Source organism: Pseudomonas sp. E141 (assembly GCF_052659885.1).
On record NZ_CP084024.1, the window covers coordinates 2870717 to 2885456 of the forward strand.

The 14740-nt window shown below is 63.4% G+C and carries 12 protein-coding genes; 7 read left to right on the plus strand and 5 right to left on the minus strand.

The features are described 5' to 3' along the window. The first annotated feature begins 70 nt into the window (after nt 1-70). A complete protein-coding gene (locus GKKCFE_RS12780; protein WP_310662646.1) occupies nt 71-1024 on the plus strand; it encodes a 2-hydroxyacid dehydrogenase in 954 nt (317 codons plus the stop codon). Here GKKCFE_RS12780 and tssA read toward each other — a convergent pair. Genes tssA through GKKCFE_RS12805 form a run of 5 tightly spaced genes read right to left on the minus strand, consistent with a single transcriptional unit; the run spans nt 1021 to nt 8549 of the window. Further along, nucleotides 1021-2109, minus strand: a complete 1089-nt coding sequence (gene tssA / locus GKKCFE_RS12785; RefSeq protein ID WP_445577939.1) for a type VI secretion system protein TssA — start codon at nt 2107-2109, stop codon at nt 1021-1023. The two genes, GKKCFE_RS12780 and tssA, sit on opposite strands and share 4 nt — an antisense overlap. Further along, nucleotides 2106-5927: a type VI secretion system protein gene (locus tag GKKCFE_RS12790; RefSeq protein WP_445577940.1), complete on the minus strand. Its 3822-nt coding sequence runs from the start codon at nt 5925-5927 to the stop codon at nt 2106-2108. The genes tssA and GKKCFE_RS12790 overlap by 4 nt, the downstream gene beginning before the upstream one ends. Then, a complete protein-coding gene (locus tag GKKCFE_RS12795; protein ID WP_160892238.1) occupies nt 5924-6685 on the minus strand; it encodes a DotU family type IV/VI secretion system protein in 762 nt (253 codons plus the stop codon). The genes GKKCFE_RS12790 and GKKCFE_RS12795 overlap by 4 nt, the downstream gene beginning before the upstream one ends. A gap of 18 nt (nt 6686-6703) precedes the next feature. Beyond that, nucleotides 6704-8035 (minus strand): type VI secretion system baseplate subunit TssK, encoded by a 1332-nt coding sequence (tssK, locus tag GKKCFE_RS12800; RefSeq protein WP_445577941.1) that lies wholly within the window; start codon nt 8033-8035, stop codon nt 6704-6706. A 52-nt stretch (nt 8036-8087) separates the two neighbouring features. Further along, nucleotides 8088-8549, minus strand: a complete 462-nt coding sequence (locus GKKCFE_RS12805) for a type VI secretion protein (RefSeq protein WP_445577942.1) — start codon at nt 8547-8549, stop codon at nt 8088-8090. Between the two features lie 223 nt (nt 8550-8772). On the opposite strand from GKKCFE_RS12805, the gene tssB reads away from it, so the two are divergent. The 6 genes from tssB (at nt 8773) to tssG (ending at nt 14740) form a co-directional block, all read left to right on the plus strand. After that, nucleotides 8773-9330, plus strand: coding sequence for a type VI secretion system contractile sheath small subunit (gene tssB / locus GKKCFE_RS12810; protein WP_445577943.1), 558 nt, complete (start codon nt 8773-8775; stop codon nt 9328-9330). 30 nt (nt 9331-9360) lie between these two features. Beyond that, on the plus strand, nt 9361-10842 hold the full coding sequence (gene tssC / locus GKKCFE_RS12815) for a type VI secretion system contractile sheath large subunit (protein ID WP_047225737.1): 1482 nt from the start codon (nt 9361-9363) through the stop codon (nt 10840-10842). A 180-nt stretch (nt 10843-11022) separates the two neighbouring features. Continuing rightward, complete coding sequence (locus tag GKKCFE_RS12820) at nt 11023-11520, plus strand: Hcp family type VI secretion system effector (protein ID WP_047225736.1); 498 nt, start codon at nt 11023-11025, stop codon at nt 11518-11520. A gap of 13 nt (nt 11521-11533) precedes the next feature. Further along, on the plus strand, nt 11534-11977 hold the full coding sequence (gene tssE, locus GKKCFE_RS12825; RefSeq protein ID WP_107322344.1) for a type VI secretion system baseplate subunit TssE: 444 nt from the start codon (nt 11534-11536) through the stop codon (nt 11975-11977). Continuing rightward, a complete protein-coding gene (tssF, locus tag GKKCFE_RS12830; RefSeq protein WP_281459162.1) occupies nt 11961-13751 on the plus strand; it encodes a type VI secretion system baseplate subunit TssF in 1791 nt (596 codons plus the stop codon). The genes tssE and tssF overlap by 17 nt, the downstream gene beginning before the upstream one ends. Beyond that, a complete protein-coding gene (gene tssG / locus GKKCFE_RS12835; RefSeq protein ID WP_188250795.1) occupies nt 13715-14740 on the plus strand; it encodes a type VI secretion system baseplate subunit TssG in 1026 nt (341 codons plus the stop codon). The genes tssF and tssG overlap by 37 nt, the downstream gene beginning before the upstream one ends.

Consider the following 14740-nt stretch of genomic DNA (forward strand, 5'->3'; position numbering starts at 1 on the left):
GACACCGCTATCGCGAGCAGGCTCGCTCCCACAGGTTTTTCGTCAGTCCTATTGCCCACAGGAGCACAGCATGACCGCAACCGTTCTTGTACTGGTTGAAACCGTCAACGAATACCTGCCGATTCTTGAGCGTCAGGGCTATCACTTAGAGTTGGCGCCAACGCCTGCCGAGCGCAAGACGGCGATTTACGAACATGGAGAACGGTTCAGCGCGGTTCTGACCCGCGGTCCCCTGGGTTTGACGGCCGAGGAAATTGCCGCCCTGCCCAACCTGAAAATCATCTGCGTGATCGGCGCCGGCTACGAGCAGGTGGACCTGCAGGCCGCCCATCAGCGCGGCATCGTGGTGACCAATGGCGCCGGGGTCAACGCGTCGTCGGTAGCCGACCATGCCATGGCGCTGTTGCTGGCGTTGGTGCGCGACATACCCCATTGCGATGCCGCCCTGCGACGGGGCGAATGGCCGAGGAGCGCGCGCCCTTCCCTGGCCGGTAAGCGGCTGGGCGTGTTGGGCCTTGGCGCGGTGGGCATGGCGATCGCCAAACGGGCCGCCCTGGGCTTTGACATGAGTGTCAGCTATCACAATCGCCGGGTACGCAACGACGTGCCCTACACCTTCTGCGCCACCCCCACGGAACTGGCGCGGGTCTCGGACTTCCTGATCATCGCCACGCCAGGCGGCCTGGATACCCGGCAGTTGATAAACAAGCAGACCCTCGATGCGCTCGGCCCAAAAGGATTCCTGGTGAACGTCGCCAGGGCCAGCGTGGTGGCCACCGCCGATCTGATCAGCGCCCTGGAGCAACGGCGAATTGCCGGAGCGGCCCTGGATGTGTTCGATCACGAGCCCGAAGTGCCGCAGGCGCTGAAGAACCTGCCCAACGTCGTCCTCACACCCCACGTGGCAGGCCTGTCGCCGGAAGCGACCCGTGCAATGGTGGAGCTGGTGGGCCAGAACCTGACCGCGTTCTTTTCCGGCAAACCGGTACTGACGCCGGTGCGCTTGCCCGACGAGGAGCGTTAGAGAACGCCCAATAGCGTCCACACGCGCCGGGATTCGGCATCGGCACTGATCAGTTCGCCCAGCAGCTCGTTCAACGGTTTGTTGCCCCATTCCACGCCGCGCCGGATCAAATAGGGCACCGGGCTGTGGGGTTCGGTGCGAGCCAGGTAGCCGGCAATGATCAGCAACTGGCGATAGGCTTCTTCGCGGCTGGCCGGCTCCTGAAAAGCCAGGGTTGCAGCGGCGCCCGCCTGCGCCGGGGCGGTTTGCGGCGTCACCGGCGGTGGTGCTTGCACCGGCACGACGGTGGGTTGCTGTGGGTTCATCGCAATGAACTCCTCTATCAATGTCAGCAAGGCCTGCATCACGTCCTGCAGGGAGGAATAGCCTGGGGCCTGATCGCCCAGGTAGGCATCACTCCAGGCTTCAAGCCGTTGCAGGTGCTGCAGGCTCAGCATCAGGCTGCCCTGGCGATGCAACCAGAACGACAATGGCGTGGTGCGAATCAGTTCGCTGAGTTTTTTCTGGTCGTTGCGTGCCGCTTCCGCCGAGGCCTTGGCGTTTTTACTGTCGTTGACCAACACCTGCTGACGCTGCAAGCGTTGCCAGTCGGCCAGGCAGAAGCCGTCGAAATCAGGGTCCCGGCCATCGAACAAGGGCGCCCGTGTCAGTAACACTTCGCTGTAGCGACGGGCCAGCCACTCCAGCGGAATGACCCGCCACGACGGGTCACCGTCATCGGCCCGTGGATACAGCTGCTCGGGGTAGCGCTCACACAAACCCGCCACCAACGCCAGGCCGCCCGGCAGTCCTTCCAGCCCGGTCAGGTGTAACCAGGCCTCCCCCAGCCAGGCGCTGATCATCAAATCCTTGCTGCGCTCGAGCAGCAACGCAGTGGCGAGTCTTTCCAGTTCCGGCCATTGGGCGCGCTTGATCGACGATTGCCACACACCTGTGGGCAGGCTGGTGTCGTCCTCCCGGCGCAACTCGCGCAACTGGTCGAACTCCGGCTCGTAGCGCAGATCCTGGCCACAGGGCGATTCGGCGCTGATCGGCTCGAGCAACCGGGGGATGAGTTCGGGCAAAGGGGATATCGGCAAGCTCACAAACCCTCCTCGCGGGTTGCGATGGCGGTGCTCGATGAGGTCGCCATGAAAGGTGAACGGGGGGCCTGGGTCGGCAGCGGAGCAATCGACAGCGGCAGCTTCGAACCCTGGCTCATCAGCGACAAACGCAGGAACATCTGGGTCTGTTGCGCCGTGGTCGCCTGGGTCTGGGCCGTCACGGGCAGTTGCAGGGTCAGCGGGAAGTCGGTGTAGTCGGCGTTCGGCTGGCGCTGGTTCGACACCAGTGAGCGCATCAGGCGCAGCAACGCCCACGGCCCCTGATACTCCCAGCCGGCTTCCAGATCGCGCACCACCAGGTCGGGTTGCAAGGGGTCGTTGGCCGGACGCTGGTAACCGTTACGGGCCCAGCGCAGGGTCAAACTCACCGGCTGGCCGACCATCCAGCGCAGGTTCTGCCCGGTTTCACCCGGGTAACTGATCTGTTGGTTGCCGGCGTTCAGCCCCCAGGCGATCACCTGATCCGCGCCGCGTTCCTGCTCGCGATCGGTTCGCCAGCGCACGTCCATTTCCACGCCGAGCAAGCCACTCTTGTCCCGCACGAACAGCGGCCCGAGCCAGGCACCGGCCTGTTTCAAACGGTTGAGAAAATCCTCCGCCGCCAATCGCTCCGGCGTCCGGCTCAACGCCAGTCCGGCCTGTGCCTGAGGCAGCCGCGTGTCGATCAGCTCCAGCAGGCGCTGGACCCGCGCCGGGTCGGCATCGCTGGCCCGCACGTCCTGGGAAAACGGAAAGCGCCCGGCCAGGTACTGATTGAAATAATTGGCCAGGTCATTCCAGGCGGTCGCCGCCTGGTTCTGTTGCAGATACAGGCAGCGCTGCAAGGCACTCTGTTGCAGCGTAACGGTGCGCACGGCCAGGTCGCCACGTCCGCCGGGCAGGCTGGACGTTTGCAGAATCTGCGCGCAGGACGTGGTGTCCATTTCGATGAAATCGCGACTTACCAATTGCTCCAGTTGGGCAGCCGCACTGGCCGGGTTCTGGTTTTTGTATTTGAGCAGTTCGTCGTTGAGCGCCATGAACCGGGCGACCTGATCGTGCTCCAGGGCCGATAGGTTGTCCTGCTGGACAATCAGCCATTCCAGCGCGGGCATGCGTTGCTCGGCGATCTGTAGCATGGCGCCGAACTGCTGGTTGAGGTTCAGCTTCAAGTCCTGAGGATCAGTGGCGCCGTACAACTGCAAGCCGAAGTTCTTCGAGCCGTCCCAGCGTTGGACATCGGCACGTTGAGTGAACAGTGGCTGGGCGTCGATTTCGCTCAGGCCGCTCTGGATCTGCGCCAACGCGCGGCGGTTGAGCAGGCGCTGAAAACGAATCGCCAGATCGCTGCGTTTCACATCCATGAAGGCTTTTTGCAGGGCAACGGCCTGGGAGGTCTGCACATTGAAACTCATGCCCGGTAGCGGTTGCTCGCTTTCATCCAGACTCAGCCACATGGCCCGCGCCGCCGCGCTTTCAGCAGCCTCCATCAGCGCCCCACGATAATCCGGCGGGATGCGCGGCAGTTCTTCATTGGCGTAGCTCTGGTAGCTGGCGAAGTAGTTCAGGGCAACACTGAAATCGTCGCTGTCACCCCGGCCCATCGAGTCGGCGTTACTGTCCGACGGCGCCTTCTGCATGGCCAACGCCACGAAGTCACGCTTGAACAGCGCTTGTACCGCGCCGTCCAGCGCCGTGACATGCTCCTGCAGCACCAGCAAACCGCTGCCCTGCTGGACCAACAGATTGTCCCTGGAACCGGTCTGGACGATCCACTGGTCGCGAAAGCTCTGCTGCAATTTTGCCGCCTGGCTCTGCAGATCCTGCTCAAGATCCGGCCCCAGCAGCGTGCTGTGGCCCACCTTGTCCATCAACTGGGTGTAACCGGGCACCAGGTCCTGCCCCTTGCCCCGGCCCCAGGCCGAGTTGGTCAGGCTGACGAGCCTTTGCAGGTCATCGACCAACGCCATCAGCTCTTCGAGTTCGCTCAAGGAGTTGCCGCCGCCGGCCTCAAGCCGTTGCAGATGCAGCTTCAGGTAACCGGCCTGACGCACGAAGTTGTCCGCCAGAAAGTAATGATCCAGCCAGCGCTGCATCAGGCCCATGAAGTTATCGGCAATCACCGGGCGCGCGGCGTTCAGGTCCAGGCCTTTCAAATCGCTATTCTGGGCATCGAACAGCACCCGATTGTAAAAACGCGCCCGGCTCAAGGTCCCGGTGTTGAGGTTCAACGACAGGGCGTTGTTGCTCAGTTGCACCAGCTCGTCCAACGGTGCCTTGGGGTTGTTCACCGCCTGGCTGAACATCTGGTTGTGCTGTTCCAGGCGCACCGCACGCTCAACCAGGTCCTTGGCTTTCACGTAACTTTGCCATTGCGCCGGATCTTCGCTTTCCACGTTGCCGCGCCGCTCGGTATTGCGGATGCCCTTGAGTTGTTCGAGGTCCGAGACCAGCAGGTCACGCAGCGGCAATATCCAATGATGGCGGGCGGTCATGCGCAAGCCGTTGTCCAGTTGTACGTCCACGGCGGAGAACCAGGAAGTCGGAAACACCACCGAGACGAAACGCCAGCGCGGGGCTTTTTCCAGCACGTTCCAGTAGTTCTGCACGTTGTGCCGGGTCGGCTCCAGTTGCGGCTTGTCGGGGTCGACCACGACATGGTTTTTGTGCGCGCTGAGGACCAACCGCGACAAGCCCTCGGCTTGCTCGACCGAATCGTGCCAGACCCAGACCATGCTCCCCAGCCAGACCACGCCGACCACCAGCGCCACCCCACCGCCCAGCCGATGCCAGCGCTGGCGCAAGCGCAGCAGGCGTGGCACCGGCTGGGCCAGGCCCCGCTCGGCCACCAGCCGGCGCGACCACAATTGCCGGGCGAACACCGTCTGGCGCAAAACGCTGTCGCTGGCGGTCAACCCATCGCCGGTGACGGCCGGCGCCTGGCTGGCGGTGAAATACACGCCACGAAAGCGCGGTGCCTCGCCTTGCGCGTTGCCCTGGAAAACCGGTTCCAGCAGCAGCTGCATGGCGCGCCGCAACCCTTCGAAACGCTCCGGCAACCCATACAGATCGCTGCTCAACTGCCCCGACAGCGCGCCGATTTCGATGATCGACTGGGACAATGCGGCGTTGACCTGATCCAGCGCCTGATCGCTCCATTGCGATTGCCACGCCGCCTCGGGCGAATATGGCGACGACCAGCCCAGCGTCGATTCCCGCGCCTGGGCGGGCAAGGCGCTGACCAGTTCCTGGAACCCCGGCAGTTCTTCCATCCCGGTGATCACCACGTACACCGGCAAGCTCAGACCGAACCGTTGCAAGAGGTCGATGAAACAGCGCCGGACCTTGAGACTCAGCTCGGTCGTCTGCTCGATGTCATCGAGCTTGCCGAACGGCACAGTCCAGATCACCGCATCCAGCGGCCGTCTGCTGCGCAGGCGCAGAATCAATCCCAACAGGCGCCACCAGTTGCCCCGCTGCATGTTCATGCCCTCATCGGGCAAAAACAGCGCCTGGGGCACCACCAGCACCGCGCCTTCGGCATCCGACCACCAGCGCCCGAACCACGCCGCCTTGTCTGTCGGCTGCAAACGCCACTGGGCGCACAACTGCGCGCCATCGGCCTCGTTGCCCAGCATCAACAACCAGGGCATCTGATAGCGGTCCCGAGTGCCTTGCTCCTGCTCCATGTGGCGCACCGCGCCATAGAAGCTGCGGATAGCCGCGCCGCCCTGGGTGCGCAGCCACCAAATCGCCGCCGCAATCAGCAGCACCGCGACAATGGCGAGCAACACCAGGGCGACGATGCTCAAGAGGCTCATGAGTCCTGCTCCTGAACCACCGACTCGTTCAGTTGCAGCACCGGTTCAAGCTCTGATTGGATGTCACGCCAGAACACCTGCCCCAACCCGGTCAGCAGCAACACCATCGCCAGGATCACCAGGCCCAGGCGCAAACCGTCCGGCAACGACTGTTGAGCCGGGACACGTATCGGTGTGGCCGCCGCAGACATCGCCAGGCGCTGGCTGACATCGACATAATCGGGCTCGTGCTGCCAGGCGAACGTGAACAGCGCCACCCGCCATTTTTCGTGCTGGACCTGACCGGGCTCGCCCCGCAATCGGCCCTGAAAACCGAGAATCAGACACTGCAGGTACACGTTGGCCAGGTCCCGGGTGCCGGGCATCTGCTCATCGAGCAGTTTCTTGATGGCAGCCGGCAACCGTTCGCCAGCCTGACGGCTGGAGTACATGCGCGATTCGAGGGGATGCTGCTGCCAGGCCAGTTGTCCCGGCCATGGGGTGAACAGCAAGGTCTCGTCCACCAGCGCCACGAAGGCGTAGACCAATGCCTTGACCTGCTCGGTGGCCGCATCGCCCACGGTGGCAAAGGCAACCCGCCACAACCGCTGGGCGCTTCGACCGGAAAACTCCACCACCCGGCTGACCAATACCGCGGGGTCGCTGTCCTTGGGCAAGTCCTGCCAGTCCTGGGACCACTTCAGCCAAGCCTGACGAAACGCACTGCTCAGCGGTGCCTCATGCAGACTCCGAACCGCCCCGCCACTTCCGTCAGGCATACGACTCCCCTTTTACGATCAGGCGCTTTCACCGGCTTGCGCCACAAACAACACCACTTGCCACGGACTGCTGGCCTGATGCGAGGCCGGCGCTACGATGTGCAACGGCAATTGCCCATCGAACCATTGCCCGCTGGCGGCCACCACGAACAACCGGGTGTCGTCACCCACGCTGTAGGCCACCTGTTCGTTGCGGCTCATGGCCTGATGGGGCAGACCGCTCATGCGTTGGCGACTCAACAACGGGATGTGCGGCGCCGACGCGATGATCGCCCCGCGCAACCACTCGGCCGCGGCTTGCTCACTGGCGCCGTTGGGCATACGCAGGCCGATCACCAGGCGCTGGTTCGGCTGGTCGTCGGGCAACTGGATCGAGAACACCTGGTCATCGCGCTCGAAGGCCAGGCTGCGATAACCGGCGCGGACCAGCTCCAGGGTGTGTTCCAACCAGTCCAGCAGCGGCTCATAGCCGCGTTGCAACTCAAGAAAATCCAATGGCGCAAAGGCCGGGACACCGGCCAGCGGATCGAGCGCCGACCAGCTACCAGCCAGCCCCAACAGCAGACCATGCAATGCCTGGGGCGTCGCCACCCGGGTGTTCAGCGCGCCTTCGACTTCCGGCAATCGCGCCCACAACGCAGTCAATTGACGGCGAATCTCCATGGCATCGTCCTGGTTACCGGCCGCCTGGGCCTGACGCAGGCGCCCGGCCAGGAACAGGCATTTCTCCCGGGCCCTGGCACACAGCCCGGCCACTCGCCGACCAAGAATCGATTCCGGCAACAGAATCGGCGTCGGCGGTGTGTAGGCCACCCGCAGGAAACCGCCGCCCTCCTTGCGGATGCGCAACAGTGGCAGGCAGATCGAGTCGGCCTTGCTCAGTTGTGTGCACAGCCGAGGGTTCGGCCGCCACACCGTGATGGACTCGGGAAACTCGCCGCTGGTGAGATCCGGCAAGGCTTCACCCACTACCGATTGCAGCCGGCCCTTGAGCGGCAGCAATTGCCCGGCGCGCCAGAGCGGACTGATGGCCAGGTACACGGTCACCGTCGCGTCATCGGTCTTGTTCACCGCTTCGGTGATGTCCAGCTCCAGGGTCGGCCCGACCCCGGCCTGCACGTTGACCGGCAACCCGTCCGGCAAGGTGCCCTGCAGCTGCAACAGCCGGACTTGGCCGGCGCTGAGAGCCGAAGGGTCGACCTCCACCTGGCTGACACCCCAGAACCAGGGGTTGCAGGCACCGGCAAAATGCGCGGCCAGGGCTTCAGCGCGTAGCCCTTGCAATTGGAAGTGCTGGGGCAGCAACTGCATGCCCTCGTGCCAGCAAACCGCGTCAGGTAACAGACTCATACGACTCCCTTCGACATCCCAATGACGCCGCCCCAGGGCGGCCCGCGGTCACTCAAGGCTGACTGGCAAGCTGGCCATCGTTCACCAGGGTCATCTCACGACTTTCGAACTTCAGCCAAGCCTGGCGCTGATCGTCCAGCCGAAGCCGGTGGGCTCCGGGAGTGTTATAGCTGGCGAAGACCAAAAGTCCAGCGGCGCGCCTGCCCTCCAGAGGGAAGGGTTGGCGGTCGATGAATTGCCCCGGCACCAGCTCCAGCCCCCACACCGACATGAGTTGACGATAGTCGCGCTGGAACTGTTCGCGCTCGGTAAACCACTGGCGTGCGCTGATTCCCGAAAGCTGCTTGAGCAGATCCGGGTCGTTCACGGCGACAAAATCCACTGCGATGGGTGTGTCGTCATTGGCTCGGGGCGCGACGTCCAGGGTCAGGCTGTCGAGGTCGACACTGGGAGCAAACAGCGAACAACCGGTGAGCGCGACGCTCAAAAAAAATCCGGAAAAAAGAACACGCAAAATGAATCTTCCTTTTCTCAGCGGTCAAAAATTGTTTTTGCTTGCATTTTTATAGACCTGTTCTAGCGTCTTGGGTAGTTCGACCCACACAGTCGAATGCACCAGGTTCGTCAAGGGAATGACAGGTCTACTGCCCTCCATTTGCAACCTGCGGATCAGCAAGGGAATGCGATGAGCGGGCCCCCCGATGCATTGCTCCCTACATGCATCGGAGTCGGCCGCCATGGCAGAAAGTACCCAGCACAAGCTCGACAGAGTCCGTCCTCCCCGCGTCCAGATCACCTATGACGTGGAAATCGGCAATGCCATCGAAAAGAAAGAATTGCCACTGGTGGTCGGCATTCTGGCCGACCTCTCGGGCAAACCACTGGACCCGCTGCCCAAGCTCAACGAGCGGCGCTTCACCGAAATCGATCGCGACAATTTCAACGAGGTACTGGCCTCCATCTCCCCTCGCGCCACGCTCCAGGTGAATAACACCCTCAGCGGTGACGACAGCAAGCTCAACATCGAACTCAACTTCCGCCACATCGACGACTTCGATCCGGTCAAGGTTGTGGAGCAGATCATGCCCCTGCGCCGGCTGTTCGAAGCCCGCCAGCGTCTGCGGGACCTGCTGACCAAGCTTGATGGCAACGACGACCTGGACAAGCTGCTGCGCGACGTGATCGCCAACACCGAAGGCCTGCAAGAGATCAAGTCAGCCCGCCCTCAGGATGCGCAAGACCTGCCGACCGAAGCCGCCAACGATGACCCAGCCCCGGCCGAACCACAGGCCTGATCGCGCTCATCACTCAAGGGAGATAAAGCCATGCCTGCTTCATCCAGCGCTCAAACCAGCGAGAGCACGACCCAGACCCTGTCCCTGCTGGACAAGATCATCGCCGAAGGCCGCATGGCCCACGACGACAGCCAGCAGGACTACGCCCGCGACATGCTGGCCGAATTCGCCACCCAGGTCCTCGACGAAGGCATGGCCATCGACAAGGACACCGTGGCCATGATCAACGACCGCATCAGCCAGATCGATCAGTTGATCAGCGCCCAGCTCAACGAAGTGCTGCACCACCCCGAACTGCAAAAACTCGAAGCCTCCTGGCGCGGCCTGCATCTGCTGGTGCAAAACACTGAAACCAGCACGCGACTTAAACTGCGCTTGCTCAACGTGACCCAGAAAGAACTGCAGAACGATCTGGAAAAAGCCGTCGAGTTCGACCAGAGCGCGCTGTTCAAGAAGATCTACGAGGAAGAATACGGCACCTTCGGCGGGCATCCGTTCAGCCTGCTGGTGGGCGACTACACGTTTGGACGCCACCCCCAGGACATCGGCCTGCTGGAAAAACTGTCGAACGTCGCCGCCGCCGCGCACGCACCGTTCATTGCCGCCGCCAGCCCCCGGTTGTTCGACATGACCAGCTTCACTGAGCTGGCCGTGCCCCGTGACCTGTCGAAAATTTTTGAAAGCCAGGAGCTGATCAAGTGGCGCTCGTTCCGCGAAAGCGAAGACTCGCGCTACGTATCCCTGGTGCTGCCGCACTTTCTGCTGCGCCTGCCCTACGGCCCGGACACACTGCCGGTGGAAGGCATCAACTACGTCGAGGACGTCAACGGCACCGACCACAGCAAATACCTGTGGGGTAACGCCGCCTGGGCACTGTCGCAACGCATCACCGAAGCCTTCGCCAAATATGGCTGGTGTGCGGCGATCCGCGGGGCCGAAGGCGGTGGCGCGGTAGCAGGCCTGCCGGCCCATACCTTCCGCACCAGCTCCGGGGACCTGTCGCTCAAATGCCCGACCGAAGTGGCGATCACCGACCGGCGCGAAAAAGAACTCAACGACCTGGGCTTCATTTCCCTGTGCCACAAGAAAAACAGTGACGTGGCCGTGTTCTTCGGCGGCCAGACCACCAACAAGGCCAAGCTCTACAACACCAACGAGGCCAACGCCAACGCGCGAATCTCGGCGATGTTGCCGTATGTGCTCGCCGCCTCGCGTTTCGCCCATTACCTGAAGGTCATCATGCGCGACAAGGTCGGCAGCTTCATGACCCGCGACAACGTGCAGACCTACCTCAATAACTGGATCGCCGACTACGTGCTGATCAACGACAACGCGCCGCAAGAGATCAAGGCGCAGTACCCGTTGCGCGAAGCGCGGGTGGACGTCACGGAGGTGGCGGGCAAGCCAGGGGCCTACAAGGCTACGGTGTTCCTGCGGCCGCACTTTCAGCTTGAGGAACTGACCGCCTCGATCCGCCTGGTGGCGACCCTGCCGCCGCCGGTAGCTGCCTGACGGCTATGTAGCTATGTGGCGAGGGAGCTTGCTCCCGCTGGACTGCACAGCAGTCCCACAAAAGAGGGGGCCGCTGCGCGACCCAGCGGGAGCAAGCTCCCTCGCCACAGGTTCGGCGTTCGTCTTTAACGGATCGGTATTGGGCACCCCCCATCTCGTCTTATTCAGGAGTTCCACACAATGGATGCGATCATTCTCGACCTCGGCGGCGACATCAAGGGCGACAGCCTGCTCGAGGGCTTCACGGACAAAATCGAAGTCATGTCCTACAGCCACAACGTGGCGATGCAAGTCACCAATGACGTCAGCAACTCGGAACGTACGTCCGGCAGGCCCCACATCGGCGAATTCACCCTGACCAAATTCGTCGACAGTTCTACCCCCACCCTCAACGAATATTGCTGCGCCGGTAAACCGATCCCCGAAGCCATCATCACCATCGGTCGCAACGCTGCCGAAGGCAGCGGTCAGATCATGCCGTTCATCGTCTACACCCTGACCAACGTCGTGCTGTCCAACGTCAGCGTCAGTGGCGGTACGGGCGGCAAACCGGTGGAAACCCTGTCGCTGAACTTCACCAAGATCAAATGGGAACTCACCGCGCAGAAAGACGACGGCACCAAGGAAGGCACGGCGGGCACGACGTGGGACCTGGCGGCCAACAAGATGACCAAGTAAGGAAGCCGCGCCCATGGCTGGTTTCGGGCTTCGCCCTCCCCTGTTCGACCGCCTGGCCAGCCCGGCGCAAGACCCTGAGCGGGCGTTCGACCGGCAGGCGCTGCAGGACTCGGTTCATGCCGAACTGCTGCGCCTGTTCAACACCCGACGCGGCCCGAAGGCGCTGACCGAGCCGCCGAGCATTCTGGATTACGGCATCGCTGACTGGACGGCGCTACAACAGCAGCGCAGCGATGACCGTCGCCAACTGACCCGCGAGATCCGTCAGGCTATCAACCACTTCGAACCGCGCCTGCGATTGGGCGAGGTCCAGGTCAACCCTGTGCCGGGTCATCCCCAGCAACTGAACATACGGCTATTGGGCGAGTTGCGCGGTGATCAGCACTCATGGCCTGTGGCATTTGTCATCGAGCCCGCCGGCGACGGCCTTGAGGTACGACATGAGCGACTCGATTGACCCGCAACTGCTCGATTATTACCAGCGTGAACTGACCTGGCTGCGGCATGCCGGAAGCCTGTTCGCCGAACGTTACCCCAAGGTCGCCAGGCGCCTGGAACTGTCTCCCGGTGAATGCCCGGACCCGCATGTCGAGCGACTGCTGGAGGGCTTCGCACTGCTGGCCGCCCGCTTGCAGCGAAGACTGGACGACGACTACGCCGAGTTCAGCGATGCCTTGCTCGAACAGCTTTACCCTCTGGCCCTGCGTCCTCTGCCGTCCTGCGCCATCGTGCAGTTCGAGCCCGACCCGAGCAAAGGCAACCTCAATGAAGGCTATCCCCTGCCCCGGGACACGCCCTTGTTCGTCACCACCGACAAGGGGCAGAGCATTCATTTTCGCACCACGGCCGCCGTGCGCCTGTGGCCGGTCGAAGTCAGTGAAGCGTTGCTGCTGGGCAGCGATGAGGCTCAGGCGCTGACGGGGGTGGTGCAGGCGCGTTCCGCCTTGCGCCTGAACCTGCGTTGCCTGGGGGAAAGCCAATGGTCGACGCTGGGGATCGATTCTCTGCGGGTGCACCTGGCAGCCTCACCAATGATCAACGCCTGGCTGTATGACCTGCTCGGCGCCCATGCCGTGAAGGTCCTGGCCGGCCCACCGGGCAGCGTGCCGGAACCCCTGACCGGCCTGCCGGAGATCGTCGGTTTCGCCAGTGATCAAGCCTTGCTGCCGGACGAGGACGGGGTGCATCCCGGCATGCGCCTGCTGGCGGAGTACTTTGCCTTCCCCGACAAATTCGGCTTTTTCGACCTGCCACTGGCCGGAGCGTCCAGCGACAGCCAAGCTTTGTACCTGTACATCGTGTTCGACCGTGCCCCCGTCAGCCGCCTTCCGCTCCAGGCCAGCGACATCGCCCTGGGCTGCGCGCCAGTGATCAACCTGTTCCCCAGGACGTCCGAGCCGCTACGCCCGGACGGCACCCGCAGCGAATACCGCCTGGTGGCCGACAGTCATCGAGAGAACAGCGTCGAGATCCACAGCATCCGCGGCATGCGCGCGACGTCGAGCCAGGGGGTGCGCAAAGTCCCGGCCTATTACGGCAGCCAGCACGGCAACGACCAGGCCTATTACTGGCATGCGCGGCGAGTCAGCGGCATGAGCCCCAATCGCCTGGGCACCGATTTGATGGTCAGCCTGGTGGACACTCAGTTCGACCCGCTGGCTGACACGCGGGACTACAGCCTCACCGCCGAGTTGCTGTGCACCAACCGCCATCTGGCCCAGAGCCTGCCGTCCGGCACCGCGCTGGGTTTTGAGCGTCCCGGGCCGGTGGCCTGGGCTCGCCTGCGCAACCCGCCCAGCCCGCAGAGCCTGCCACGCCTGGATGGCGAATCGCGCTGGAGACTGGTGTCGCAATTGACCCTCAACCACCTGTCGCTGGTGGAAGGTCCCCAGGCTCTCGACGCGCTGCGGGAAATTCTCGAATTGCACAATCTGCGGGACGAGGCCAGCGCCCGGCGACAGATCGCCGGGGTGCTGGAACTGGCTTGTGACCGGGTCATCGCCCATGTCGGCGAAGACGCCTGGCGCGGGTGGCGCAACGGGTTGCAAGTAAGCCTGCAACTGGACCCGCAACACTTCGTCGGCAGCAGTGCCGTGCTGTTCTCCGGGGTGCTGGCGCAGTTCTTTTCCCTCTATGCCACCGCCAATCGTTTCGTGCGCACCGTACTCGTTCAGTCGGACAGGGAGGTGAAAACATGGCAACCCCAAGCCGGCAAACCCCTGACGCTCTGAACCTGAGCGAACGATTGCGGCGCGACCCGCATCGTTTCGAATGGCTTCAGGCATTGCTGGTGCTGGAGCGCGAACAGCCCCAGGCCGAAACCCTGGGCAGCGGCACCGCGCCCCACGCCGAAGCCCTGCGCCTGCGGGGACCGCTGACACCGCTGTTCGCCGCCAGTGAAGTCGAAAGCCTGAAGCAGGAGCCCGGCACGGCACCCATCCTGACCACGCCGATCTTTGGCCTCGGCGGCCCCGACGGCCCCTTGCCCTACGCCTATCAGGAATGGCTGCAACAACGGGCACGGGCGCGCGATCATGCGCCGGCGGAGTTTCTCGACCTGTTCCAGCATCGTCTGCTCAGCCTGCTCTACAAAGTGATGCGCAAACACCGCATCGCCCTGGGTTTTACCGCACCGGCGGCGTCTGCCGTGCAGGCGCAATTGCGTGCATTGACCGGCCTGCTGCCCAAGGCGTTGCAAGAACGCCAGGCCGCGCCCGATGCGGGCGTGCTGGCGTGTACCGCACTGTACGCCGATGGCCGGCGCTCCCTGGCCGGGTTTGCGGCCATCGTGCGCGAACAGTTCGGGCTGCCGGTGGAACTGACCGCCTACAAAGGTGGCTGGCGCGAAATTCCCCCCGCCAGCCGCAGCCGCTTGCAGCCCGGCGGGCGCAACTTGCGCTTGGGCCACAGCGCGGTCGCCGGCACTCGGGTCTGGGACGAACATGCCGGCGTGCGCCTGACCCTCGGCCCGCTGACCGCGGTTCAGGCCAGTGCATTGCTGCCCACCGGCGAGACCCATCCGTTACTCGCAAGCCTTTACGCCTTGTACTTCGGTCCCGATCTGGATTGCAGTCTGGTGCTGCTGATCCGTGGCGCCGGGCCACTGCAACTGGTTCGCCAGGCGCCGCCGCGATTGAGCTGGAACGGTGGCCTGCAACGCCAGCCGAACCTTGCCGTACAACGGATCGAAACTCGCCTTCGTCAGCCGGAGATCGCCTGA

What these genes read in the sequence shown, in the direction of transcription:
- tssE (WP_107322344.1), top strand. Translation starts at nt 11,534, where the DNA reads ATGGCTGGTTTCGGGCTTCGCCCTCCCCTGTTCGACCGCCTGGCCAGC.
- tssF (WP_281459162.1), top strand. Translation starts at nt 11,961, where the DNA reads ATGAGCGACTCGATTGACCCGCAACTGCTCGATTATTACCAGCGTGAA.
- GKKCFE_RS12780 (WP_310662646.1), top strand. Translation starts at nt 71, where the DNA reads ATGACCGCAACCGTTCTTGTACTGGTTGAAACCGTCAACGAATACCTG.
- GKKCFE_RS12790 (WP_445577940.1), bottom strand. Translation starts at nt 5,927, where the DNA reads ATGAGCCTCTTGAGCATCGTCGCCCTGGTGTTGCTCGCCATTGTCGCG.
- tssK (WP_445577941.1), bottom strand. Translation starts at nt 8,035, where the DNA reads ATGAGTCTGTTACCTGACGCGGTTTGCTGGCACGAGGGCATGCAGTTG.
- tssB (WP_445577943.1), top strand. Translation starts at nt 8,773, where the DNA reads ATGGCAGAAAGTACCCAGCACAAGCTCGACAGAGTCCGTCCTCCCCGC.
- tssG (WP_188250795.1), top strand. Translation starts at nt 13,715, where the DNA reads ATGGCAACCCCAAGCCGGCAAACCCCTGACGCTCTGAACCTGAGCGAA.
- GKKCFE_RS12795 (WP_160892238.1), bottom strand. Translation starts at nt 6,685, where the DNA reads ATGCCTGACGGAAGTGGCGGGGCGGTTCGGAGTCTGCATGAGGCACCG.
- tssC (WP_047225737.1), top strand. Translation starts at nt 9,361, where the DNA reads ATGCCTGCTTCATCCAGCGCTCAAACCAGCGAGAGCACGACCCAGACC.
- GKKCFE_RS12820 (WP_047225736.1), top strand. Translation starts at nt 11,023, where the DNA reads ATGGATGCGATCATTCTCGACCTCGGCGGCGACATCAAGGGCGACAGC.